This window comes from Pseudomonas sp. GW821-FHT02B10 (assembly GCF_059421865.1).
Genome location: NZ_JBWKVU010000004.1, coordinates 346593 through 372289, shown reverse-complemented (window position 1 = coordinate 372289; position 25697 = coordinate 346593). Strand labels below are relative to the sequence as shown.

The 25697-nt window shown below is 62.1% G+C and carries 21 protein-coding genes, 1 tRNA gene and 1 pseudogene; 16 read left to right on the top strand and 7 right to left on the bottom strand.

Features of this window, described 5'->3' with window-relative positions:
* Window positions 1-284: 284 nt before the first annotated feature.
* The 5 genes and pseudogenes from AC07VU_RS12130 to AC07VU_RS12110 all read left to right on the top strand — a co-directional run.
* Window positions 285-722 carry a YdcF family protein gene (locus AC07VU_RS12130; protein ID WP_495029911.1) on the top strand — a complete coding sequence of 146 codons (438 nt, stop codon included), beginning with the start codon at window positions 285-287 and terminating at the stop codon, window positions 720-722.
* 1156 nt (window positions 723-1878) lie between these two features.
* On the top strand, window positions 1879-2337 hold the full coding sequence (locus AC07VU_RS12125) for a (2Fe-2S)-binding protein (RefSeq protein ID WP_009044404.1): 459 nt from the start codon (window positions 1879-1881) through the stop codon (window positions 2335-2337).
* Entirely contained in the window at window positions 2334-4535 is a 2202-nt protein-coding gene (locus AC07VU_RS12120; protein WP_495029910.1) for a xanthine dehydrogenase family protein molybdopterin-binding subunit, read from the top strand. The genes AC07VU_RS12125 and AC07VU_RS12120 overlap by 4 nt, the downstream gene beginning before the upstream one ends.
* An 11-nt stretch (window positions 4536-4546) precedes the next feature.
* Window positions 4547-5116, top strand: coding sequence for a hypothetical protein (locus AC07VU_RS12115; protein WP_009044406.1), 570 nt, complete (start codon window positions 4547-4549; stop codon window positions 5114-5116).
* 138 nt (window positions 5117-5254) lie between these two features.
* Window positions 5255-5437 (top strand): annotated as a pseudogene (locus AC07VU_RS12110) (IS3 family transposase); the annotation flags it as partial.
* Between the two features lie 142 nt (window positions 5438-5579).
* Here the strand turns inward: AC07VU_RS12110 and AC07VU_RS12105 are convergent.
* From AC07VU_RS12105 to AC07VU_RS12085, 5 genes are all read right to left on the bottom strand, one after another.
* A tRNA-Gly gene (locus AC07VU_RS12105) sits at window positions 5580-5655 on the bottom strand.
* Window positions 5656-5718: 63 nt separating this feature from the next.
* Window positions 5719-6279 carry a CDP-diacylglycerol--glycerol-3-phosphate 3-phosphatidyltransferase gene (gene pgsA, locus AC07VU_RS12100; protein WP_007924430.1) on the bottom strand — a complete coding sequence of 187 codons (561 nt, stop codon included), beginning with the start codon at window positions 6277-6279 and terminating at the stop codon, window positions 5719-5721.
* A 352-nt stretch (window positions 6280-6631) separates the two neighbouring features.
* Window positions 6632-8455, bottom strand: a complete 1824-nt coding sequence (gene uvrC, locus AC07VU_RS12095; protein ID WP_007924433.1) for an excinuclease ABC subunit UvrC — start codon at window positions 8453-8455, stop codon at window positions 6632-6634.
* Window positions 8456-8457: 2 nt separating this feature from the next.
* Window positions 8458-9099: a response regulator transcription factor GacA gene (gene gacA, locus AC07VU_RS12090; RefSeq protein WP_020295157.1), complete on the bottom strand. Its 642-nt coding sequence runs from the start codon at window positions 9097-9099 to the stop codon at window positions 8458-8460.
* 145 nt (window positions 9100-9244) lie between these two features.
* Complete coding sequence (locus tag AC07VU_RS12085; RefSeq protein WP_007924437.1) at window positions 9245-9610, bottom strand: helix-turn-helix domain-containing protein; 366 nt, start codon at window positions 9608-9610, stop codon at window positions 9245-9247.
* Between the two features lie 81 nt (window positions 9611-9691).
* Between AC07VU_RS12085 and AC07VU_RS12080 the strand changes: the two genes are divergently transcribed.
* Window positions 9692-9922, top strand: a complete 231-nt coding sequence (locus tag AC07VU_RS12080; protein ID WP_007924438.1) for a DNA-binding protein — start codon at window positions 9692-9694, stop codon at window positions 9920-9922.
* Between the two features lie 57 nt (window positions 9923-9979).
* Here AC07VU_RS12080 and AC07VU_RS12075 read toward each other — a convergent pair whose 3' ends face one another.
* Window positions 9980-10426 (bottom strand): GNAT family N-acetyltransferase, encoded by a 447-nt coding sequence (locus tag AC07VU_RS12075; protein WP_277589117.1) that lies wholly within the window; start codon window positions 10424-10426, stop codon window positions 9980-9982.
* Window positions 10423-11181 carry a carbon-nitrogen hydrolase family protein gene (locus AC07VU_RS12070; RefSeq protein ID WP_495029909.1) on the bottom strand — a complete coding sequence of 253 codons (759 nt, stop codon included), beginning with the start codon at window positions 11179-11181 and terminating at the stop codon, window positions 10423-10425. The genes AC07VU_RS12075 and AC07VU_RS12070 overlap by 4 nt, the downstream gene beginning before the upstream one ends.
* Window positions 11182-11822: 641 nt before the next feature.
* Here AC07VU_RS12070 and AC07VU_RS12065 point away from each other — a divergent pair.
* From AC07VU_RS12065 to AC07VU_RS12020, 10 genes are all read left to right on the top strand, one after another.
* Window positions 11823-12914: a 3-deoxy-7-phosphoheptulonate synthase gene (locus AC07VU_RS12065; RefSeq protein ID WP_495029908.1), complete on the top strand. Its 1092-nt coding sequence runs from the start codon at window positions 11823-11825 to the stop codon at window positions 12912-12914.
* 212 nt (window positions 12915-13126) lie between these two features.
* Window positions 13127-13408 carry a peptidylprolyl isomerase gene (locus AC07VU_RS12060; RefSeq protein WP_007924449.1) on the top strand — a complete coding sequence of 94 codons (282 nt, stop codon included), beginning with the start codon at window positions 13127-13129 and terminating at the stop codon, window positions 13406-13408.
* Window positions 13409-13543: 135 nt separating this feature from the next.
* Entirely contained in the window at window positions 13544-15412 is a 1869-nt protein-coding gene (locus AC07VU_RS12055; protein WP_495029907.1) for an extracellular solute-binding protein, read from the top strand.
* The gene (locus tag AC07VU_RS12050; RefSeq protein WP_009049621.1) at window positions 15412-16473 is read left to right on the top strand and encodes a microcin C ABC transporter permease YejB; all 1062 of its coding nucleotides are present in this window, start codon (window positions 15412-15414) and stop codon (window positions 16471-16473) included. The genes AC07VU_RS12055 and AC07VU_RS12050 overlap by 1 nt, the downstream gene beginning before the upstream one ends.
* Window positions 16473-17495, top strand: coding sequence for an ABC transporter permease (locus AC07VU_RS12045; protein ID WP_007924453.1), 1023 nt, complete (start codon window positions 16473-16475; stop codon window positions 17493-17495). The genes AC07VU_RS12050 and AC07VU_RS12045 overlap by 1 nt, the downstream gene beginning before the upstream one ends.
* A gap of 17 nt (window positions 17496-17512) precedes the next feature.
* The gene (locus tag AC07VU_RS12040) at window positions 17513-19087 is read left to right on the top strand and encodes an ABC transporter ATP-binding protein (protein WP_495029906.1); all 1575 of its coding nucleotides are present in this window, start codon (window positions 17513-17515) and stop codon (window positions 19085-19087) included.
* Window positions 19088-19384: 297 nt separating this feature from the next.
* Window positions 19385-20803: a sigma-54 interaction domain-containing protein gene (locus AC07VU_RS12035; RefSeq protein ID WP_053261712.1), complete on the top strand. Its 1419-nt coding sequence runs from the start codon at window positions 19385-19387 to the stop codon at window positions 20801-20803.
* A 287-nt stretch (window positions 20804-21090) separates the two neighbouring features.
* Entirely contained in the window at window positions 21091-22482 is a 1392-nt protein-coding gene (locus AC07VU_RS12030) for a GntP family permease (RefSeq protein ID WP_053261713.1), read from the top strand.
* Between the two features lie 7 nt (window positions 22483-22489).
* Window positions 22490-23275, top strand: a complete 786-nt coding sequence (locus tag AC07VU_RS12025; protein ID WP_007924463.1) for a 3-hydroxybutyrate dehydrogenase — start codon at window positions 22490-22492, stop codon at window positions 23273-23275.
* Between the two features lie 167 nt (window positions 23276-23442).
* On the top strand, window positions 23443-25398 hold the full coding sequence (locus tag AC07VU_RS12020; RefSeq protein WP_053261714.1) for an acetoacetate--CoA ligase: 1956 nt from the start codon (window positions 23443-23445) through the stop codon (window positions 25396-25398).
* Window positions 25399-25697: the final 299 nt, after the last annotated feature.

The following is a 25697-nucleotide window of genomic DNA, read 5'->3' as shown; positions in this document are numbered from 1 at the left end:
TCGTCCAATCTGGATAGACAATCCCAAAATTCCGCCCAGTTCAAACTGCCTTTTTCATAAAAGACAACAGCTTGATGTCAGCCATATGTCATCGAGCATTTTTCTGTTTGGCTATCGGCCACCGTGCCCGCCACTGCGCACAGTAATCAGCGGTGACATGCTGTACTCGCCGATCCAGATTCCATTTTGGCAATGGAGGACGCTTTCGGGATGACAACCAAGCTACGCCCTGCCTCGTATAATCCGCATTCTCGAATTCGACCCTCCTTGCACAAGGTGATCTGATGACGAACGAAGAGCTGCAGGCGATCGGTGACTACGTAATGCCGGAGATACCGGCCACCCGTTCCGATCTGGCATTGATCTTTGGCACGCGGCACGGCGTTGAAGAGTTCTGCGCGGAGATCGCTACCCTGTGGCACGCTCAGATGTTTCTGCGGGCTATCGTCTCGGGCGGCCAAACTGGAGAGTTCTCCACCATCGAGGCGCGCGTCATTGCGAGCCGGCTGATGGAACTCGGCATTCCAGAGACCGCCCTCCTCATAGAGCCCACAGCCACGAACACCGGCGAGAACGTTCGCTTTGCGCGTGCGCTGGCGCAATCGCAACTTGCTCCCGAAGAGCGGCGCAGCGTCCTTGTCGTCGGCAAGGTTTGCTCGGCGCGGCGATACCTGATGACGCTGCGGCGCCACTGGCCCGAACCCTCGATAAGTGCGCGGTAGATCAATTATTTCTGCGTCGACAAATCCAGTTGGCATCAAGACCCTGAGTTCTACGCACGAGTGCTGGGTGAGTATCGAAAGATTCCTGGCTACATCGACAGCGGACTCCTGCGGGAGCTTGAAGAGCTTGGGCCGTATCCAGCAATTCCTGGTTCAAGCCTGGATCGCATCGATCCAGCGAAATCGAATCCGCCGACAACAGAGCCGGGTTCCGTCATCTGACAGAAATACCTGTCGACATCTTGGCATCACCGACTGGCGTGCAGGCAGCACGACGTCCTGAAAAGACGCAGTCCGCGGCGGAGAACACCCTCGCAACTTCCTGCAAGATAGGAAGGTCAAGTTGGTAGTGACAATAAGGCCGTGCCAGTGATGGACCTCTTGCACGCCTGGATGATCGCCCAGAGTCAGCTCGTACACGTCGGCTCGGTTATTAGCAAAGCGCTGGATTACAGTCTCAAATGCTACGAACTTATTAAAATCGTTTAACCCATTACCCTTCATGTCGATCCAGCGGGCAAGTGATCTTGCCAAGTCGCTCCCCTCATAGATGGGAGCCGTTTAAGTGTGCGGGACCGGATGTTCGGAGGCATACTTCCATTGTTCAGAAATCAAGGATTGTCTATCCATAAATGGCTAGCTTATTTTTAAATTCGAACGTTTTAAAGTAAGCGATATCTCCTGCCACCAGGAGCAGGCCATGTAGCAGGCTACTCGATCAAAAGTGAAATTGTTTTCATCGACGGGGGAACAGAAAACAGGTGGATTGATTCCTCGCGACTTGGCACAACAGGGAAGCACACTAGTGATTCACTGCAACAGCGCATCGAGTAAAAGCGATCCAGGTACGACTATTTGTTGAGTATCAAAACCTTGGATGCCGAAGTGGTACCCCAGGCAAAACCTGCTCTATCGTCACCTCATGCTTTGGCGCTTTATAGGCACTTCTATTGTCTTACAGTTACCTGGTCATCACCCGTTGATTCCGAGTTGCAGGTACATGCTTGGCTTTAATACCACCACGTTACCCGCTCGAGAAACCAGGCCGTAGGGTGCCTACTTCTACTATATCCGCGCCACTCTTGCCACCGGCATCATCGCTACAGCCGTAGGTGAGATTGCTCCATATTTTTCCGTCCAATAAAGAGGGAATACCATGGCTAAGATTAAAGTTAATGGTGATTGGCGAGAAGTTGATGCCTCGAATGGTCGTCCTCTTTTATGGGCATTACGTGAAGACTTGCAACTCACGGGAACCAAGTTTGGTTGCGGTGCGGCGCTGTGCGGTGCCTGCACCGTGCTTCTCGATGGCATACCCGTTAGATCCTGCGTGACGCCTGCCGAAGTTGTGACAGGCAGGTCCATCACCACCATCGAAGCGATGGGGAGTTCTAATATTGGCAAGCGTGTGCAGAAGGCATGGACGGACCTCAATGTCCCCCAATGCGGTTACTGTCAATCGGGTCAAGTAATGGCCGCGGTGGCATTACTTACACAAATACCGAAGCCCACCGACACTGATATTGATCAGGCCATGTCAGGCAACATCTGTCGATGTGGGATGTACCCGCGTATTCGGGCAGCCATTCACCAGATTGCGGAGAGCCTGGCATGAAGCGCATTCTGGATACCTTTGAAACGAAGCACTCTGCCTCAGTCACAGGCCTTAGTCGGCGACATTTTCTTCAATTAAGCGCAATTGCCGGTGGCGGGATCATGGTGGGTTTTCATTTACCCGAAGTGATGGCAGGTACCCCTGTACAGATGCCCCATAAAACTGTGCAGCCTAATGCTTTTGTACGTATCACTGCTGACAACTGGATCACGGTAATTGTGGGTCATACCGAAATGGGGCAAGGCGTCACAACCATAATCCCAATGCTGGTTGCCGAGGAAATGGACGCTGATTGGCAACGTGTGCGTTGGGAGCAGGCACCCACGGCACCCGCTTATCAGAACCCTCTAATGCATCAGCAACTTACGGGTGGCAGCCTGACGACAATCGCCCAATACGAGCCTCAGCGTAAAGCCGGTGCCGCTGTCCGCGAAGTGATGCTAGCTGCCGCCGCAAAGCGCTGGCACGTCGATGTGTCATCACTGCGTACCGACACCGGCCGCGTGATCCACGACGCGAGCGATCGTAGCGCCACTTACGGTGAGCTAGCAGTCGATGCCGTGGGTATTGAGCCGCCAGAAAATCCAAAGCTCAGGGACCCGAAGAACTTCAAGCTCATCGGCAAACCACTCCGCCGTATCGACGCCATGACCAAGGTCGACGGTTCGGGCAAGTTTGGCATGGATGCCTATGTACCTGGCATGCTCATCGCGGTGCTCGCGCGCCCGCCGCTTTTCGGTGGCAAAATCTCACACGTCGACGCAACAGTGGCCAAGGCTATGCCCAATGTCGTCGGTGTCTATGAAACGCCGCAGGGGGTCGCTGTGGTGGCCAAGGATTTCTGGTCGGCAAAGCGAGCTCGTGATGCCCTCGTTCTGATGTATAGCGATGTGAATGGCGAGCGCGTTTCGACGGATGAACAGCGCATTATGTATCGTCATCTGATGTCACTTGAAGGAACGGTGGCACGTAGCACTGGCGATATAGAATTGGCACAACGGAGCGCCGCGAAAACATTCACCGCCGACTACTGGTTTCCTTACCTCACTCACGCGCCGATGGAGCCACTTAATGCCACCATCGATTATCGCGGAGGAAACACTGCTGAAGTCTGGATGAGCACGCAATGGCCCGAAGGTGACCAACATGCGGCGGCCTCGGTACTTGGGCTGAAACCGGAGCAGGTAAAACTCAATACCCTGTTGACCGGCGGTGGATTTGGTCGACGCTCTTCGCTCGGTTTCGACGTCATCATCGCGGCCGCGCACATCGCCAAGGCAGTTCGTCGGCCGGTCAAGATGATCTGGACACGCGATCAAGATATCCAGGGCGGTTATTATCGTCCCAGTGCCTACCATCGGCTCAGTGCGACTCTTGACTCTCAGGGCACTATTACCTCTTGGACCAACCGTATCGCCGTGCAGTCGATCGGTACGGGCACAGTGATGGAACGCTTCATTGTCAAAAACGGCATTGACTCGCTCTCGGTTGAAGGAGCTGAAGATATTCCTTACGCCATCCCGAATCTGCGAGTCGACTTGCACACGCCACGCTTCCAGGTTCCCGTATTGTGGATGCGCTCAGTGGGGCACTCGCATACAGCCTTCGCCGTTGAGCACTTTCTTGAAGAGATTGCGCATGGGATAGGCAAGGATCCTTACCAAATGCGTCGTGAACTGCTGCAAGAAAAGCCGCGTCACCTTGCCACACTCGATGCAGTGGCCAAGTTGGCCAATTGGTCGACGCAACCGAAAGCAGGCGTATTCCGAGGCATTGTGGTCCACGAGTCATACGGTAGTTTTGTAGGGACCGTGGTCGAGGCTAGCGTTGCGACTGATCAAACGCTTACCGTGCATAAGGTGTACTCCGTCATTGACTGCGGCGTGGCGGTTAATCCCGACCTGGTCAAGGCGCAGATGGAGTCGAGCATTGCTTTTGGTCTCTCGTCAGCGCTGTACGGCGAAATTACCCTGAGCAAAGGCGAGGTACAGCAGGGCAACTACGATGACTATCCAGTCGTCCGCATGAGTCAGATGCCGCAGATCGAAACGATGGTAGTAGAAAGCGCCGAGTCTCCCGGTGGCGCTGGGGAGCCTGGCGTTGCTGGCGTGGCTCCAGCGCTGGCCAACGCAATCCTATGGGCGACCGGGCAGCCAGTACGATCGCTACCGCTACGCCATTCCTTTCGTGTTGTCTAAGGTAACCTGACATGTACATCACAAGAGCGACGATTCTGCGGCTGTCTGCCGCGCTGAGTATTATGTCATTCGACGCACAGGCTCAGGAGCCCAACGCTTATCAATTGTTCGATCCAGTCGTGAGCGTCTTACAAAGCCCCCGCTGTATGAACTGCCATCAGAGTGCACGGCCGACCCAAAAAGATTCGATGATTGCTCATATCCAGAATGTAGTGCGTGGCACGGCAGGTCTGGGAGCACCCACGATGCAATGTATTGCCTGCCATCAAGAGAAGAACACCGCCGACGGCAAGGTGCCAGGTGCTCGCGGGTGGCATATGCCACCGTTACCTATGGTCTGGGAGGGGCTGACCAGTGCGCAGATATGCCATCAAATGCAGGACCCCAAACGCAATGGCAATCGTAAAACACCCGAAGAAGTCATCGAACATATGAGAACCGATCCGCTGGTGCTATGGGCTTGGGATCCCGGTGCTGGTCGATCCACGCCAAGTATCACACACGATCAGTTTATCGAGCGATTGGAGCTCTGGGCCAAGGCTGGGATGCCATGCCCGGACGAGCAAGCAGCGGCACGCTGAGCGTGACAATCAACACATGACGCTGCTGGTTAACGTCATTGGCCTATCGACGTCTGCGACTCAAGGCATGCTGCGCTGGAGAGCGAGATCCATACCCGCCGCGTGGTCTGTGTGATTGACTGCGGCACTCCGTTAACCAAAAGAGCGACGGCCGAATGGTTGGATATCCCGAACATTTTGAGTCGGGAGTTCGATGTGCCGCCACCCAACCAGGTGTGGTGCGGGGACATCACTTACATCTGGGCCCAGGATAAATATCACTATCTGGCGGTTGTGCTGGATCCGCAGGACCTACTGTTTCACTCGGATCAGGGGTCAAAGCGCCGGATTAATGTATTAAAAAATGTACTAAAAAATCGTGGCTGCTAATACTTTCGAGAAAAACTTACTGGAACGAAAAAAGAGGCCGAAGCCTCTTTTTTCATTTTCTGCAGACCTCAATAGAAGCCTGTAGAACATTATTTGGAGCGGGAAACGAGACTCGAACTCGCGACCCCGACCTTGGCAAGGTCGTGCTCTACCAACTGAGCTATTCCCGCGTCTTGGTGGTGTGCATTCTATAGAAATTCGAAACTGCGTCAACCCCTTGATTCAAAAAAGTTTTATTTCTTTTCCACATCGGTCTTCAGGTGCGGCCAGGCGGCGCGCAGGTACTGCAGCATGGACCACAGGGTCAGGCCTCCCGCGATCAGCAGCAAGGCATAACCCAGCAGCACCCAGAAGGTGAAGGCCGGTGGGTTGGCCAGCAGGATCACCAGCGCCAGCATCTGCGCGGCGGTTTTCCATTTGCCCATGTTGGACACCGCCACCTGGGCGCGGGCACCCAGTTCGGCCATCCACTCGCGGAGGGCAGAGACGACGATTTCACGTCCGATGATCACCGCCGCCGGCAGGGTCAGCCACAGGTTGCCATGCTCTTGCACCAGCAGCACCAGGGCCACCGCCACCATCAACTTGTCGGCCACCGGGTCGAGGAAGGCCCCGAACGGTGTGCTTTGCTCCAGGCGGCGCGCCAGGTAACCGTCGAGCCAGTCGGTGGCCGCGGCGAACGCAAAGACGGAACTGGCAGCCATGTAGCTCCAGGAGTAAGGCAGGTAAAACAGCAAAATGAAGATCGGGATGAGCAGAACGCGTAGAACGGTGATCAGATTAGGGATATTCATCGGCACAACTGGCTACGAGGTGAGTTGGCAATCTACTCGAAAAAGACAGCAGATGAGCTAGGCACGGCCATTCTACGGGCTTCTCGCACAGCGTGTCTAACACTGTTCCAAGACTTTGAGCGCCTGAAAAGAGCAACTTCAGGAGGCCTGAACGAGCGCGACAAGAATCAGGCACGGGTACTCCGCATGCCAGGTACTCAAGCCCGCACAGGCTCCATCCACGTTCAGAAGCGTCCTAAAACCTTGCCCATCGCCACTTGCCACTTGCCAGGTTCGCAAAGCTCGACAAAGAGACTCGCGGATCAACTAATGCAAGGACGACAAATGACCCTTTCAGGCCCTGAGCTCTCCCCTACTCACTATGCAAGTTCGCATAAATCAGTTCAGCAAGTTTTTTACTGATCCCCGGCGCCTTGGCGATCTCCTCGATGCTGGCGCGAGACAACTCCTGCAATCCACCAAAGTGTTTCAGCAGGTCGCGGCGGCGCTTGGGGCCGACACCGGCCACGCCTTCAAGGGTCGAAGTGCGGCGGGTCTTGCCGCGACGCGCGCGGTGGCCGGTGATGGCGAAACGGTGAGCCTCGTCGCGGATCTGCTGGATCAGGTGCAGCGCCGGTGAGTCGCCCTTGAGGGTGAACTCATGGGCCGCATCGTTGAGATAGAGGGTCTCGAAGCCGGCCTTGCGCGTCGCGCCCTTGGCCACCCCCAAGAGGATCAGGTCGGGCACCGCCAGCTCGTTGAGCACGTCGCGGGCCATGGACAGCTGGCCCTTGCCGCCGTCCACCAACAGGATGTCCGGCAGTTTGCCCTCGCCGTCCTTGAGTTTGCTGAAGCGTCGGGTCAGGGCCTGGTGCATCGCCGCATAGTCGTCGCCGGCGGTGACACCTTCGATGTTGTAGCGCCGGTAATCGGACTTCAGCGGACCTTCTGGGCCAAATACCACGCAGGACGCCACGGTCGCCTCGCCGCTGGAGTGACTGATGTCGTAACACTCCAGGCGTTGCGGCGGCTCGTCCAGGTTCAGCACTTCGGCCAGGGCTTCAAAACGTGCGGCCACATGCTGCCGATTGGCCAGCCGCGCGCTCAGGGCCTGCTCGGCGTTGGTCACCGCCAGTTGCTGCCAGCGCGCCCGCGTGCCGCGCACCCGGTGGCTGATGCTCAGCTCACGGCCGCGCAAGGCCTGGATCGCGGTGATCAGGGTCGGGAAATCTTCATGGACCACGTTGACGATCAGCTCGCTGGGCAGGTCGCGCTCCGGGCTGCTGAGAAAGTACTGGCCAAGGAAGGCCGACATGACCTCGGCAACCTCTTCCTCGATACCCACCTGGGGAAAGAAGTTCTTGCTGCCCAGCACCCGACCGCCACGCACGCTGATCAGGTGCACGCAGGCGCCGCCCGGGTTGACGAAAGCTGCCACCACATCGACGTCGCCGCTGCCGCCTTCCATGCTCTGCTGGTCCTGCACCCGCCGCAGCAGGGAAATCTGGTCGCGCAGCTCGGCGGCCTTCTCGAAGTCCAGGGTGCTGGCCGCCTGCTCCATGCCCGCCGACAGTTCATCGGTCAGGGCATTGCTGCGGCCTTCGAGGAACATCACCGAGTGGCGCACATCCTCGGCGTACACCTCGGCCTCCACCAGGCCGACGCACGGCGCCTTGCAGCGCTTGATCTGATATTGCAGGCACGGCCGGGTGCGGTTCTTGTAGTAGCTGTCCTCGCACTGGCGAACCATGAAGGTCTTTTGCAGCAGGCTCAGGCTCTCGCGAATCGCCCCGGCGCTGGGGTACGGGCCGAAGTACTTGCCCTTCTGCTTCTTCGCCCCGCGATGGATGCTGAAACGCGGAAACTCGCCGTCCGACAGAAACACATAGGGATAGGACTTATCGTCGCGCAACAGGATGTTGTACGGCGGCCGCCATTCCTTGATCAGCGTCTGCTCCAGCAGCAGGGCCTCGGTTTCGTTGGCGGTGATGGTGGTTTCGATCTGCGCGATGCGCCCCACCAGGGCAGCGGTCTTCGGCGCCAGGCCGGTCTTGCGAAAGTAGCTGGCCAGGCGGCTCTTCAGGTTCTTGGCTTTACCGACGTAAAGCAGACGTGCATCGCTGTCGAACATGCGATACACGCCAGGACGGCCACTGCAGGTGGAAAGAAAAGCACTGGGATCAAACGGGTCGGTCATTGTCAGGCGCTGGCATCGACCATGCCGTGGCGAACCGCCAGCAACGTCAGTTCGACATCACTGCTGATCGAGAGCTTCTCGAAGATACGGTAACGGTAGGTATTCACGGTTTTCGGAGACAGGCACAGCTTGTCGGAGATGATCTGCACTTTCTGGCAGCCGACAATCATCAGCGCAATCTGGATCTCGCGCTCCGACAAGGCGTCGAACGGTGAATCACTGGACGGCTGGAATGACTTGAACACCAGTTGCTGGGCAATCTGCGGGCTGATGTAACGCTGGCCGGCAAACACCAGACGGATGGCCTGCACCATTTCGTTGAGACCCGCGCCCTTGGTCAGGTAACCCGCCGCACCGGCTTGCAGCAAGCGGGTCGGGAACGGATCTTCTTCACACACGGTGACGGCCACGACTTTGATATCCGGGTGACTGCGCAATAACTTGCGCGTGGCTTCAAGACCGCCGATCCCGGGCATCTTGACGTCCATGAGGACCACATCGGGTTTCAACTCCCGGGCCTTGAGCAGGGATTCCTCCCCTGATTCGGCCTGACCGACCACTTGCAGGCCATCGATGTCAGCCAGCATTCGTGTAATACCTGTACGAACGAGATCATGGTCATCGACTACTAGCACCCTAATCAAGCAGACACCTCGCGATTTGGTCTTATAGGTTGCCGGACACCTTAGCAAAAAAGCAGCGTGCTGACCTAATGACAAACACCATATAAAAAGCACTTGTTCACTAGGGGTATCCGGTGGATGGTTGATGCGCTGCGAACGCCCTGCCCTAAGGCTCTCGGGCGTCCGCCTTTCTTTTCATGAGGCTGGAAACCGAAAGCTCGGCAAGGGTATGGGTCAGGTGCCGGATCGCGTCCTGATCTTCCTTGTACAAGGCCCGATAACTGACGAGGATTTTCTCTTCGCTCTGGCTGAGGTTATCGGCCCTGGTCGGGGTCCGCCTGCCGGTCACTATATAAAGGACATCGACCCCTTTTGCCGCCACCCGGGACAAGTAATCCGCCTTGGGCACACGGTCTCCACTTTCATATCTGCCTTGGGCATTGGCTTCCACGCCGCCAACTTCACCAAATTTTTTCTGCGACAACCCCAGGCGTTCCCTTTCCTGTCTTAACCGCGAACCGATTCCACTCATTTGGATGTATGATCCTTTTTTATGCACCCCTAGGGGTGTTACACCCTTCAAGCATTGAACAAATTTGAACGGTTTTGAACTATGCCCGGTATCCGCACTGCCGCACAAGCCAAGGCCTGGCTTGAACATCAAGGTAAATCGGTTCAACAGTTCGCCCGTGAACACGGGGTCGACCCAGCCACCACCTACCAGGTATTGGCCGGCCGCAAGAAAGGACGACGCGGAGAGGCGCACAAGGTGGCCGTATTGCTGGGTATGAAAGACGGCATCATCCTTGCCGAGCCGGAGGACCCCGATCAGGCGCCCGCCTGATCCTCGACTGTCGCCACACTGCTCGGGACAACCGCCGTCCCACACAAAAACCAGCGGCTACGCATCCGCGGCGCTGCTTCGCTCCATCCGTAGAAAGCACTCGTCTTCCCCGACCACCTTCAGCCCCATGCGCCCATAGAGCGCCTGCGCCGGGTTGTCCTTGAACACCGTCAGCCGCAGCAGCGCGCGCCGTTCGCCGCGCGCCATCGCCCGCACCTGTTCGATGGTCCAGGCTCCGGCACCTTGCCCGCGAAACGCCTCGAGCACATGCAACTCGCGAATATACAAGGCCCTGGAATCGCGACTCAGGCTGACGAACCCCAGCACCTCGGCGCCCTGGCAGATCAGCAGGTTCTCCCGCCCGGCCCAGGCCACATCGAAGGCTTCGTCCAGCCACAACAGGTCGTGACGGATGTAATAGCCCAGCATGGTGCTGCGGGTCAGGTCGCGGGCGAACAGCAGATCCTCCGGGGTGATGGCCGGACGCAGTTGGAAACCGTTCAAGGCGCTTCGACCGTCACGTGTTGACCACTCCAGCGACCGGCGTCGCGCCGGGCGATCAGCAACTCGTCGCCACAGCCTGCGGCGGCCACGATCAACCCGCCATCCGGCCCCCAGATCGCGCTGCGACCCGCCGATACCCAGCCCCCGGTCGGTCCGCCGTGGTTGGCCATCAGCACTAGCATTGCATGCTCCACCGCGTACCCCTGCAACAAGGCACTGTCCGCGGCGTAGCCGTTTTCGCTGATCAGCACGCCGGCGGCATAGATGCCGGCACCGGACTGCGCCGCCGCACGCACATGGCTGGCCTGGGAGAAATCGGCGCACACCGCCAGGGCCACCCGGTCCTCGGCAAACCTCAGGTTCGCGCCCCCCGTGCCTGGGCTGAACACCAACTCCTCGCCGGCATGCAGATGCTGCTTACTATAGACCGCCAACGAACCATCGGCCGCCAGCACCAGGGCGCCGATCAACAACGGACCCTCGGCCGACAGGCGAATGGGCATACCCACCACCGCCGTCACCCCCAGCTCCCGGGTCAGGTCGCGCAACGGTTGCAACAACGGGCTCAGGGGCAAGACCGCCAGCTCGGCCGCCAGCGTGGGCTCGTAGCCGGTCAGGGACAGCTCGGGAAACACCAACAATTGCACGCCCTGCTCCGCCGCGGCGCGGATAAAGGCCTGGTGCCGGGCGATATTGCCCGGCAAGTCTCCGGCAACGGAAATCGATTGGGCGGCGGCAAGGGTCAGGGAGGTCATGATTCATCCTGAATGAGCACAAATGAGGGCGTGGCGAGTGTGTCATAAAACTTCAAAGCGCTTCACTCATAGGCACTTACTGGTCATGTAATAGGAATTTCCGATTGAACCGCCACCCCGGCCTCTAGTAAGCTCGGCCCACTTCACGGAGAAACAGCATGTCGTCCCTCACCCTTTCCATGCATCGTCACACTGCCAGCGCCTCGCGCGTCGGTGCGGCTGCCTGGGTGAAAAACGCCTGCACTCCGGCGAGCTTTTATTTTGGGTATTGGTTTAGCCACTGGCGCGCCTGATACCCAAACGGCGCCCACTTGAACGGGTCGCCTACCAGAGAAAATCTCACCCCCGGTCGGCCTCCCGACCGGGGGTTTTGTTTTTCTGGGCCAATGATTTTTAACCACGACTTTCAGCAACACACCGAACTTACCGAGGATTGAAACCATGAACTACGCCACCTATTACCGTTACGACACTTGCACCACCTGGCGATTTAGCAGCCTCCGTTCGGGACAGCCTGCCGCCTCCGATCGGTCACCTACTGGTGGCAAACACACCTGCACAGCCAATCCGGCCAATTGTCGAACACCCCAGTAGGGCCGCGCGCGGGACACTACCCGCCGCCTGCCCAGGAAGCCTTGAACATGAACTCGTCCGTATCCGCTCTGCCGCTGTCCACCCGCAACTGCGCCAACGAAACCCTGAGCCAGCGCCTGCCCAGCTCGCTGGAGCTCAAGCAGCAACTGCCGCTCAGCCCGACCCTCGGCCAGCAAGTCGCCGCCCATCGCCAGGCAGTGCGCGCCATCCTCAACGGTGAAGACTCCCGTTTACTGGTCGTCGTCGGCCCCTGCTCGATCCACGATCCCCAGTCCGCCCTGGAATACGCCAGCAACCTGGCCAGCCTGGCCGCCGAAGTCAGCGACGACCTGCTGTTGGTGATGCGTGCCTACGTCGAAAAACCGCGCACCACCGTCGGCTGGAAAGGCTTGGCCTACGACCCGCACCTGGATGGCAGCGACGACATGGCCGGCGGCCTGACCCTGTCCCGTGAACTGATGCGCGAAATCCTCCGCCTGGGCCTGCCGATCGCCACCGAGCTGCTGCAACCCATGGCCGCGGGCTACTTCGACGACCTGCTGAGCTGGGTCGCCATTGGCGCGCGCACCACCGAATCGCAGATCCACCGGGAAATGGCCAGCGGCCTGGGCATGCCCGTGGGCTTCAAGAACGGCACCGACGGCGGCGTCGGCATCGCCTGCGACGCCATGCGCTCGGCAGCGCACCCGCACCGCCACTTCGGCGTCGACAGCCAGGGCCATCCGGCGGTGATCCAGACCCCGGGCAACCCCGACACTCACCTGGTGCTGCGTGGCGGCCATCGCGGCCCGAACTACGATCGCCAGAGCGTGGCCCAGGTCCAGCACGACCTGCAGAAACTGAAGATCCCGGCGCGGATCATGGTCGATTGCAGCCATGCCAACAGCGGCAAGGACCCGTTGCGCCAACCGGCGGTGTTCGACGAAGTCCTGGAGCAGCGCCTGCAGGGCGACTCGTCCCTGGTCGGGGTGATGTTGGAGAGCCATCTGTTCGAGGGTTGCCAGCCCCTGAGCCCGACGCTGCGCTACGGGGTTTCGGTGACGGACGGTTGCCTGGGCTGGGACGCCACCGAGCAACTGCTGCGCAATGCCGCCCGGCAACTGCGCAACGTCCGGCAAGCCATTCCGGCCTCCGCCTGATCCCGCCCCCGTAGGAGCGAGGCTTGCCCGCGATACAGGCGACGCGGCAAGTCAGGTACACCGCGTCATCGTTATCGCGGGCAAGCCTCGCTCCTACAGAATAAATGCCATCGACCGACCATCCCTTGCTGCAATGCCTTGACGGAACTTTGACGAGAATTAGGCTACACAATCCGGTAGGCTCACCACTTTCTTGAAAGGAGCAACTCCCCATGGCCAAAGCCACTGCCCGTCACATCCTCGTTGCCAGCGAAGCCAAGTGCAACGAACTTAAAGCCGAGATCGAAGCCGGCGCCGACTTCGCCGAAGTCGCCAAGAAGAACTCCACTTGCCCATCCAGCCGTGACGGCGGCAACCTCGGCTCGTTCGGCCCGGGCCAGATGGTCAAGGAATTCGACACCGTGGTGTTCAGCGCCCCGGTCAATGTCGTGCAAGGCCCGGTGAAAACCCAGTTCGGTTATCACCTGCTGGAAGTGACCAGCCGTCAGGACTGACCCTGTCGCGATTTGCGTGAACGACGGCCCGCCCTTTGGTGGGCCGTTGTGTTTGGGCTACGGCCCGCGCTGGTCAGCAGCGCGCCGGTAGCGTACAAATCGTGATCATCGATCACCCGGCTCTTAAGGCTGACAATGCGACTGCTTTTCCCCTCCCTGCTCTTCACCACCCTGGCCCTGCTGCTGGGCACCGCGAGTGCCGACGCCGCACCGCAACACGCCTTGACCGTCTATGGCGAACCGGCCAAGTACCCCGCCGGCTTCAGCCACTTCGCCTACACCAACCCACAGGCGCCCAAGGGCGGGAGCATGCGCCGCTCGGCCATCGAGATCGGCCGCTTCGACCATGTGTTGCCCTACATCGACAAAGGCATCGGCGTCTCGCAACTCGACGGCTATATCTATTCCCCCCTGGCCCAGCGTTCGCTGGACGAGCCCTACACCGTGTACGGCCTGGTGGCACAAAAGATGGAGCGCGCCGACGACGGCCTGTGGCTGCGTTTCTACCTCAACCCCAAGGCGCGCTTCGCCGACGGCCAGCCGATCACCGCCGAAGACGTGCGCTACACCTACAACCTGCTGATGACCCAGGGCAGCCTGCGTTATCGCACCCAGTTCGCCGACGTCAAGGACGTCGAAGTCGAGTCGCCGCAGGTGATCCGCTTCGACTTCAAGAGCAATGAAAACCGCACCCTGCCCCTGGATATCGCGACCCTGCCGGTACTGCCCGAGCACTGGTGGAAGAGTCGCGACTTCGCCGGCGGCGGTGGTTACGAAGCGCCCCTGGGCAGCGGCCCGTACAAGGTGAGCAAAGTCGATAACGGCAACAGCATCACCTTCACCCGCGATGCCGACTGGTGGGGCAAGGACCTGCCGGTCAGCCGCGGCCTGTACAACTTCGACCGCTTCAGCATCGAGTACTTCGGCGACACCGACGTCGCCCGCCAGGTACTGCGCGGCGGCGCCTACGATTACAACCGCGAGTTCTCCGCCACCGGTTTCTCCATCGGTTACGACAGCCCGGCCCTGAGCGATGGCCGCCTGCAAAAGGCCCACCTGGCCAAGCAGGCGCCGCAACCGGCCCAGGGCTTCGTGTTCAACCTGCAAAAACCGATGTTCCAGGATCGCCGCGTGCGCCAGGCCCTGGCCATGCTCTGGGACTTCGAGTGGAGCAACCGGCAGATGATGCGCGACCTGTACATCCGCCAGCAGAGCTTTTTCTCCAACAGCGCCCTGGCCGCGCGGGCGCTGCCGGATGCCGAAGAACTGAAGATCCTCGAACCGCTGCGCGGGCAGGTTCCCGACGAAGTCTTCACCCAGGTCTTCGAAGCGCCGAAAACCGACGGCAGCGGCCTGATTCGCGATAAACAGCTGCAGGCCCTGGCCCTGCTCGAAGCGGCCGGCTGGAAACCCGACGGCGACCAGCTAGTCAACGCCGACGGCGAGCCGCTGCGCTTCACCTTCCTCAACAGCCAGAACGGCATCGAACGCCTGCTGTTGCCCTACAAGCGCAACCTGGCGCAGATCGGCATCACCCTGGAGATCCGCCGCATCGACGCCTCGCAGTACGTCAACCGGCTGATGGCCCGCGACTACGACATGATCGTCACCGGCTACCCGGTGACCACCTCGCCGGGGCTGGAGCTGTACAACTACTTCGGCTCGGCGGCGGCCAACGACCCTGGCTCCAGCAACCTGATGGTGCTGAAGAACCCGGTGGTGGACAGCCTGATCAGCGGCCTGGTCAAGGCCACCAGCCAGCCACAGATGCTGAGTTACGCCCACGCCCTGGACCGGGTACTGCAATGGAATTACTACTGGATCCCCAACTACTACCCGCCGGGCACCTCCACCGTGTGGTGGAACCGCTTCGGCATGCCGGCCATTCCCGCCAGCAATGACGAAGCCATCGAAAGCTGGTGGGAAATGAGCCGCACGCCCCTGACCAACGAGCAAATGGCGGCCGAGCGCGTCCAGCGCGGCAAGCCCGGAGGGCCGCACTGATGCTGGCGTATATCCTGCGGCGCCTGCTGCTGATCATCCCGACCCTGCTGATCATCCTGCTGGTCAACTTCGCCATCGTCCAGGCCGCCCCCGGCGGCCCGGTGGAACAGGCCATCGCCCGCCTGCAAGGCATAGGCGGTGGCGGCAACCTCGGCGGTTCGAGCGACGGCGTCAGCGGCAACTCGCGGGCCAGCCGTGGCCTCGACCCGCAGCTGATCAAGGACATCGAGAAGCAGTACGGATTCGACAAGCCGGCCCACGAGCGCCTGTGGCTGATGCTCAAGAGCTACGCGCAGCTGGACTTCGGCAAGAGCTTCTTCCGCGGCGCCACGGTCACCGAGCTGATCCTGCAGAAAATGCCGGTGACCATTTCCCTCGGGCTCTGGGCGACGCTGATCACCTACCTGGTGTCGATCCCCCTGGGGATTCGCAAGGCGGTGCACCATGGCAGCCATTTCGATATCTGGAGCAGCACCGCGATCATCATCGGCTACGCCATGCCGGCCTTCCTGTTCGCCATGTTCCTGATCGTGATGTTCGCCGGCGGCACCTCGCTGAACTGGTTCCCGGTGCGCGGGCTGGTCTCGGAGAACTTCGAGCAACTGAGCACCCTGGGCAAGGTCGTCGACTACTTCTGGCACCTGGTGCTGCCGGTGACCTCCCTGGTGATCGGCGGTTTCGCCACCCTGACCATCCTCACCAAGAACTCGTTCCTCAACGAGATCACCCGCCAGTACGTGGTCACCGCCCGGGCCAAGGGCCTGAGCGAGCGCCGGGTGCTCTACGGCCATGTGTTCCGCAACGCCATGCTGCTGGTGGTCTCGGGCATTCCCCAGGCCTTTATCAGCGTGTTCTTCGCCGGCTCCTTGCTGATCGAGGTGATCTTCTCCCTCGACGGCCTCGGCCGCATGAGCTACGAGGCCGCGGTGTCGCGGGACTATCCGGTGGTGTTCGGCTCGCTGTTCATCTTCACCCTGTTCGGCCTGCTGATAAAACTCATCGGCGACCTCTGCTACACCCTGGTCGATCCGCGTATCGACTTCGCCGCGAGGAACGCCTGATGCTCAAGCTCTCCCCGCTGGCGCGCCGGCGCTTCGAGCGCTTCAAGAAAAACCGCCGTGGCTGGTGGTCGCTGTGGCTGTTTATCGGCCTGTTCATCCTCACCCTCGGCGGTGAGCTGATCGCCAACGACAAACCGCTGGTGGTCAGCTACCAGGGCTCGCTGTATTTCCCGGTGCTCAAGCGCTACACCGAGCAGGAGTTCGGCGGGCAGCTGCCGTTCCAGGCCGACTACCGCAGCGACTACGTGCAGCAGCTGATCCGCCAGGACGGTGGCTGGTTGCTGTTCCCGCCGATCCCGTTCAGCGAAGACACGCCCAACTACGACCTCAGCCGCCCGGCCCCAAGCCCGCCGACCGCGGTCAACTGGCTGGGCACCGACGACCAGGCCCGTGACGTACTGGCCCGGGTGATCTACGGCGCCCGGGTGTCGATCCTGTTCGCCCTGGCCCTGACCTTTATCAGCGCCCTGATCGGCATCGCCGCCGGTGCCCTGCAGGGCTATTACGGCGGCTGGGTCGATCTGCTGGGCCAGCGCCTGCTGGAAGTCTGGTCGGGGCTGCCGGTGCTGTACCTGCTGATCATCCTTTCCGGTTTCGTCGAGCCGAACTTCTGGTGGCTGCTGGGGATCATGGCGCTGTTCTCCTGGCTGGCCCTGGTGGACGTGGTGCGCGCCGAGTTCCTGCGCGGACGCAACCTGGAATACGTCAAGGCCGCCCGGGCCCTGGGCCTCAACGACCGCAAGGTGATCGTGCGGCACATCCTGCCCAACGCGATGAACGCCACCCTGAGCTACCTGCCGTTCATTCTCACCGGGGCGATTTCCACCCTCACCGCCCTGGACTTCCTCGGCTTCGGCATGCCCGCCGGCAGCGCCTCCCTGGGCGAGCTGATCGGCCAGGGCAAGCAGAACCTGCAAGCGCCCTGGCTGGGCCTGACGGCGTTTTTCACCCTGGCGCTGATCCTCTCGCTGCTGGTGTTTATCGGCGAGGCGTTGCGCGATGCCTTCGATCCACGTTCCTGAATCAAGCGGACTGTTAAATGACTGACAACCTGATCGAAATCCGCGACCTCAATGTGGCCTTCAACGGCCAGAAAGTGGTGCGCGACCTGTGCCTGGATATCCGCCCCGGCGAGTGCCTGGCCCTGGTCGGCGAGTCGGGCTCGGGCAAGTCGGTAACCGCTCATTCGATCCTGCAACTGCTGCCCGACTGCGACACCCAGAGCAGCGGCAGCATCCGCTACCGTGGCCAGGAGTTGCTCGGCGCCGAAGCGCGGACCTTGCAGAAGCTGCGCGGCGACCGTATCGCCATGATCTTCCAGGAGCCGATGACCTCGCTGAACCCGCTGCACAGCATCGAAAAGCAGATCGGCGAAACCCTGCTGCTGCACAAGGGCCTGGGCGGCAAGGCGGCCCAGGCGCGGATCCTCGAACTGCTGCGCCTGGTGGGCATCCAGAAACCCGAGGAGCGGCTCAAGGCCTACCCGCACCAGCTCTCCGGCGGCCAGCGCCAGCGGGTGATGATCGCCATGGCCCTGGCCTGCGAGCCGGAACTGCTGATCGCCGACGAACCGACCACCGCTCTCGACGTGACGGTGCAACGCAAGATCCTGCTGCTGCTCAAATCCCTGCAACAACGCCTGGGCATGTCGCTGCTGCTGATCAGCCACGACCTCAACCTGGTGCGCAGCATCGCCCAGCGCGTCTGTGTGATGAAGGCCGGGCAGATTGTCGAGCAGGCACCCTGCGAAACCCTGTTCAGCGCGCCCCAGCACCCCTACAGCCGCGTGCTGCTCAATGCCGAGCCGGAAGGCGAAGCCCTGCCCCGGGACGAGCGCGAAGTGGTGTTGCAGGTGGACGACCTCAACGTGCAGTTCCAGATCGGCGGCGGGTTGTTCCGACGCAAGCAATACCTGCGGGCGGTGGACGGCATCAGCCTGAGCCTGCAACGGGGCAAGACCCTGGGCATCGTCGGTGAGTCCGGCTCCGGCAAGTCGACCCTCGGCCAGGCGATCCTGCGCCTGCTGGATTCCGAAGGCAGCATCCGCTTCCAGGGCGAGGCCCTCGATGGCCTCAATCAGAAGCAGCTGCGGCCGTGGCGCAAGCAGATGCAGGTGGTGTTCCAGGACCCGTTCGGCAGCCTCAGCCCGCGGATGTCGGTGGCGCAGATCATCAGCGAAGGCCTGGAAGTGCACAGCCAGTCCACCGCCCAGCAGTGCGAGCAGCAGGTGATCCAGGTGCTGGAAGAAGTCGGCCTGGACCCGGCCAGCCGCCATCGCTACCCCCACGAGTTCTCCGGCGGCCAGCGCCAGCGCATCGCCATTGCCCGGGCCCTGGTGCTCAAGCCGGCGCTGATTTTGCTGGACGAACCGACCTCGGCCCTCGACCGCACCGTGCAGAAACAGGTGGTGGCGCTGTTGCGCCAGCTCCAGGAACGCCACGCCCTGACCTACCTGTTTATCAGCCACGACCTGGCGGTGGTGCGCGCCCTGGCCCACGACATGATCGTGATCAAGGACGGCAAGGTGGTCGAACGCGGCCCCAGCCACGAAGTGTTCGACGCGCCGCAACATCCCTACACCCAGGAACTGCTGGCCGCCGCCCACCCCGCCTGAACCCGCATTCCCCTGTAGGAGCGAGCTTGCTCGCGATGCAAGCACCGCGGTATTGCAGGCCCACCGCGCCGAACCCATCGCGGGCAAGCCTCACTCCTACAGAAGCACCACTCTGTAGCCGCTGGCGGAGCCTGCGATCGACCGCGAAGCGGGCGCAGGGTCTGGAGGCCGCCGGAGGTCCTTCGGACCTTTCGCAGCCTGCGGCAGCGGCTACAGGGATAGCGTCAACCCTGATGGTCGCGTCGCTGTGAAGATTCCCGGCATAATCGGCGCCGCGCTCCCTTCAGGACCTCCCCCATGAACGACACCGAAAGCCTCAAGGATTACCAGCGGGTCCGCCAACTGGCGATCCGTTCGCTGTTCGAGATCATCGAGCAATCCAGCGAGGGCACGGTGATCGTCGACCGCGACGCCAACATCGTCTGGATGAACGAGCGCTACGCCCGGCGCTTCGGCCTGGAGTCGGCGGCGTTCGCCATCGGCAAGGCCTGCGAAAGCGTGATCCCCGGCAGCCTGTTGCGCGAAGTGGTGCGCACCGGGCGGCCGATCCTGCTGGACATGCAGGACACCCCCAAGGACCCGCTGGTGGTGATGCGCCTGCCGATCCACGACGACGCCGGGGCGGTGATCGGCGCCATCGGCTTTGCCCTGTTCGACGAGCTGCGCAGCCTGTCGCCGATGCTCAAGCGCTACCTGAGCATGCAGGAAGAGCTTGCTTCCACGCGCTCGCTGCTGCGGGCGCGGCAGGCCAAATACAACTTCGCCCACTTTATCGGCACCAGCGCCGCCAGCCTGGAAGTCAAACGCCGGGCGCGGCGCAGCGCCAGCGCCGACTCGCCGGTGCTGCTACAAGGCGAGACCGGCACCGGCAAGGAGCTGCTGGCCCAGGCCATCCACGCCGCGTCGCCACGGGCGCACAAGGCCTTCGTCAGCATCAACAGCGCGGCGATTCCCGAGGCCTTGCTGGAGGCCGAGTTCTTCGGCACCGCCCCCGGCGCCTTCACCGGCGCCGACCGCAAGGGCCGCGCCGGCAAGCTGCAGATCGCCCAGGGCGGCACGCTGTTTCTCGACGAGATCGGCGACATGCCCCTGCCCCTGCAAAGCAAGCTGCTGCGGGTGCTGCAAGAGAAAGAGTTCGAGCCGGTGGGCTCCAACGAGGTGATCCAGAGCGACGTGCGGGTGATCGCCGCCACCTCCACCGACCTGGAAGCGGCGATCAAGCGCGGCGAATTTCGCGCCGACCTGTATTACCGCCTCAATGTGCTGCCGATCCAGGTGCCGCCGCTGCGCGAACGCCTGGACGACCTGCCGGCCCTCAGCGAAGCCATCCTCGAAGAGCTGCGCAGCCAGCACGAACTGACCCCCGATGCCCTGGCCCTGCTCGGCCAGCACGCCTGGCCGGGCAATATCCGCGAGCTGCGCAACGTCCTGGAACGCGCCGCCCTGCTCAGCGACGACCTGATGCTCAACGCCGGCGACCTGCGCGCGGCCATCGGCACCTTCAGCCCGGTGCCGCGCGCGGCCAGCCCCCAGGCCGCCGAAGTGCAACCCGACGAAACCTTCGCCGCCGCGCGCGAGCGTTTCGACCGCCAGGTGATCGAGTCGGCCCTGGCGCACTGTGGCGGCAAAGTGGGGCAAGCCGCGGCACGCCTGGGCCTGGGGCGCTCGACCCTGTACAAGAAGATGGCGGCGCTGGGGATCGAAGAGTCTCAATAAAGAGATATCAATCTCCATGTAGAGACAGCCTTGAGCGCTTCGCGCTCATCGCGAGCAAGCTCGCTCCTACAAGGGTTCACACCGTCCCTGTAGGAGTGAGCTTGCTCGCGATGACGCCCTTTCAACCACCAAAAGTCTCAAAGTAGAGACAAAACTCTGTTTCCACTCTCCAGAATCATAAAAATATCGTTATTTATCAATCGCTTATACACATGGCACAAAACTCGCTATAGCCCCTCCCACACCCGCAACACCCTACAAAAATAACAATCCTGGAGAGACACACCATGAGTGTGATCATTGCCCTAGCAGCCCTCGCGCTGCTGATGTTGGCTGCTTACCGTGGCTACAGCGTTATCCTCTTTGCCCCCATCGCCGCCCTCGGCGCCGTCCTGCTCACCGACCCGTCCGCCGTGGCGCCCGCCTTCACCGGCGTGTTCATGGAGAAGATGGTCGGCTTCATCAAACTCTACTTCCCGGTGTTCCTGCTCGGCGCGGTGTTCGGCAAGCTGATCGAGCTGTCGGGCTTCTCCCGCTCCATCGTCGCGGCGGCCATCCGCCTGCTCGGCACGCGCCAGGCGATGCTGGTGATCGTGCTGGTCTGCGCCCTGCTGACCTACGGCGGCGTGTCGCTGTTCGTGGTGGTGTTCGCGGTCTACCCGTTCGCCGCGGAGATGTTCCGCCAGAGCAATATCCCCAAGCGCCTGATCCCGGCGACCATCGCCCTCGGCGCGTTCTCCTTCACCATGGACGCCCTGCCCGGCACCCCGCAGATCCAGAACATCATCCCCAGCACCTTCTTCAACACCACCGCCTGGGCCGCGCCCTGGCTGGGGGTGATCGGCACCATTTTCGTGTTCTGCGCCGGCATGCTGTTCCTCCAGCGCCAGCGCAACAAGGCGCACAAAGCTGGTGAAGGCTACGGCAGCGACCTGCGCAACGAGCCGGAAACCGCCGCCGACATCCAGTTGCCCAACCCCTGGATCGCCCTGTCGCCGCTGCTGCTGGTGGGCCTGATGAACCTGCTGTTCACCCACTGGATTCCCCAATGGTACGGCAAGACCCACAGCCTGGCCCTGGCCGGCATGGCCGCCCCGGTGCAGACCGACGTCGCCAAGCTCACCGCCATCTGGGCAGTCCAGGCCGCCCTGCTGGTGGGCATCATCATGGTCCTGGTGTTTGGCTTCTCGGCCATTCGCGGCAGGCTCGCCGAGGGCAGCAAAAGCGCGGTCAGCGGCGCCCTGCTGGCGGCGATGAACACTGCTTCGGAATACGGTTTCGGCGCGGTGATCGCCTCCTTGCCGGGTTTCCTGGTGCTGTCGGACTGGCTGAAAAGCATCCCCAACCCGCTGGTCAACGAGGCCATTACCGTGACCCTGCTGGCCGGCATCACCGGCTCCGCCTCGGGCGGCATGAGCATCGCCCTGGCGGCCATGTCGGAGACCTTCATCAGCGCCGCCCATGCCGCCAACATCCCGCTGGAAGTGCTGCACCGTGTGGCCGCCATGGCCAGCGGCGGCATGGACACCCTGCCGCACAACGGCGCGGTGATCACCCTGCTGGCGGTCACCGGGCTGACCCACCGCCAAGCCTACAAGGACATTTTCTGCATTACGCTGATCAAGACCCTGGCCGTCTTCGTCGTGATCGCCACTTTCTACGCCACCGGCATTGTGTGAGGTATTCATGAGCAATCTTGCGGGCAAGACCGCCCTCGTCACTGGCTCCACCAGCGGCATCGGCCTGGGGATCGCCCTGAGCCTGGCCAAGGCCGGCGCCAACCTGATCCTCAACGGCTTCGGCGATGCCTCGACGGTGCTCGCCGAGGTCGCGCGCCTCAATAAAGACAGCGGCGGCAAGGTCGGCCATCACCCGGCCGACGTCAGCGACCCGGCGCAGATCGCCGACATGCTCGCCTACGCCGAGCGCGAGTTCGGCGGCGTCGACATCCTGGTCAACAACGCCGGCATCCAGCATGTGGCGGCGGTCGAGGAATTCCCGGTGGAGCGCTGGGACTCGATCATCGCCATCAACCTGTCGTCGGTGTTCCACAGCACCCGCCTGAGCCTGCCCGGCATGCGCGCCAAGGGCTGGGGGCGGATCGTCAACATCGCCTCGGTGCATGGCCAGGTCGGCTCGGTGGGCAAGGCCGCCTATGTGGCGGCCAAGCACGGGGTGATCGGCCTGACCAAGGTGGTCGGCCTGGAGACCGCCACCAGCAACGTCACCTGCAACGCCATCTGCCCGGGCTGGGTCCTGACCCCACTGGTGCAAAAGCAGATCGACGACCGCATCGCCGCGGGGGTCGACCCGCAGCAGGCGCAGCATGACCTGCTGGCGGAAAAACAGCCGTCCCTGGAGTTCGTCACGCCTTCGCAGCTGGGCGAGTTGGTCCTATTCTTGTGCAGTGAGGCCGGCAGCCAGGTGCGTGGCGCGGCGTGGAATATCGACGGTGGCTGGCTGGCGCAGTAAACGCGATCCCTGTAGCCGCTGCCGCAGGCTGCGATAGGTCCGAAGGACCTCCGCGACCTTGAGACCGCCACGACCGTTCCGGTCGATCGCAGCCTTCGGCAGCGGCTACAGGTAGAGTTGGACCCGCTTTGTGTGTGTGTGTGCAGCAGAAAAACAAGAGGCCACCCATGTCCGAATTACTCTGGCAACCCAGTGCCGAGCGCATCAGCAAGACCCGCATGGAAGCCTTCCGGCGCTTGATCAATCACCGTCACGACCTGGACCTCGACGGCTACCCCGCCCTGCATCAATGGAGCATCGAGCAGCGCGAAGCCTTCTGGCAGGCCATAGTCGACTTCTTCGATGTCGAGTTCCACGCGCCCCCCAGCGCGGTGCTGATCGAAGGCCGCGGCATGCCCGCCGCCCAGTGGTTTCCCGACGCCACCCTGAACTTCGCCGAACACCTGCTCAAACGGCGTGACGATGGCGTCGCGGTGGTGGCGATCAACGAGAACGGCCAGCGCGAACAGCTGACCTACAACCAGCTGGCGGCCCATGTCGCCGGCCTGCAACACAGCCTGCGGGCCGCCGGCGTCGGCCTTGGCGACCGGGTCGCGGCCTGCATGCCCAATACCTGGCAGACCCTGGTGGGCATGCTCGCCACCGCCAGCCTCGGGGCCGTCTGGTCCAGCTCCTCGCCGGACTTCGGCACCCAGGGGGTGATCGACCGTTTCGGCCAGATCGAACCCAAGGTGCTGATCACCTGCGCCGGCTACCGCTACGCCGGCAAACAGATCGACCAGACGGCCAAGGTCAACGAGATCCTCGAACGCCTGCCGTCCCTGCAACAGCTGATCATCGTGCCGTACGCGCGGCCCGAGGCTCGCACCGAAGACTTCCGCACCTCGGCCAGCGTCGCGCTGTGGGACGACTTCTACCGCCCCGGCGGCGAGCCGGCGTTCGTCGCCGTGCCCTTCTCCCACCCGCTGTACATCCTCTATTCCAGCGGCACCACCGGCGTGCCCAAGTGCATCATCCACAGCACCGGCGGCGTGCTGTTGCAGCACCTCAAGGAGCACGGCCTGCACACCGACCTGCGCGTCGGCGAGGTGCTGTTCTACTACACCACCTGCGGCTGGATGATGTGGAACTGGCTGGTCTCCGCCCTGGCGGTGGGCGCCACGGTGCTGCTGTACGACGGCTCGCCGTTCCACCCGGCGCCCGAACACTTGATCGACCTGATCGACCAGGAAGGCATCAGCGTTTTCGGCACCAGCCCCAAGTACCTGGTGGCCCTGGAAAAGGCCGGCATCGAGCCGCGCCAGAGCCATTCCCTGGCCAGCCTCAAGACCCTGCTCAGTACCGGCTCGCCGCTGTCGCCGCAGAGCTTCGACTACGTGTACCGCGCGTTCAAACAGGACCTGTGCCTGGCCTCGATGTCCGGCGGCACCGATATCATTTCCTGCTTCATCATCGGCAACCCGCTGTTGCCGGTGCACCGCGGCGAAATGCAAAGCAAGGGCCTGGGCATGGCGGTCGAGGTGTGGAACGACCAGGGCCAGGCGGTGGTCGGCGAAAAGGGCGAACTGGTCTGCACCCGGCATTTCCCGGCCATGCCCATCGGCCTGTGGCACGACCCGCGGCACGAGAAGCTGCGCGCCTCCTACTTCAGCCAGTTCCCCGGGGTCTGGGCCCAGGGCGACTACGCCGAGCAACTGGCCCATGGCAGCTGGCTGATTCACGGCCGCTCGGACGCCGTGCTCAACCCCGGCGGCGTGCGCATCGGCACCGCGGAAATCTACCGCCAGGTGGAAAAACTCGAGCAGGTCCTGGAAAGCCTGGCCATCGGTCAGCAATGGGACAACGATGTGCGGGTGGTGCTGTTCGTGCGCCTGCAGGACGGCGTGCAACTGGACGACGCCCTGCAGGAGCAGATCCGCCAGGTGATCCGCGCCAACACCACGCCAAGGCACGTGCCGGCGAAGATCCTCGCGGTCAGCGACATCCCGCGGACCATCAGCGGCAAGATCGTCGAACTGGCGGTGCGCAACGTGGTGCACGGCCTGCCGGTGAAAAACACCGACGCCCTGGCCAACCCCGAGGCGCTGGAGCAGTTTCGCGATCGCCCTGAGTTGCGCGACTGATCGTTGCCCCTGTAGCCGCTGTCGCAGGCTGCGAACGACCCGCAGGGGCGCGATCTCAGGACCGCTGAAGGCCCTGCGGGCCTTTACGCAGCCTCGCAGGCTCGGCAGCGGCTACAAGGGCTGGGCGCGGTGCCAGTTGTAGCCGCTGCCGCAGGCTGCGTCCGGCACCGCAGGGGCCGCAAAACCTGGCGACCCGGTCCACCAGGTCCGGGAAAACCGCCCTTGCGCCGGCTACGCCGTCGATCGCAGCCTGCGGCAGCGGCTACAATGCCGGCGTGATGCACGCTCAGGACACCCCC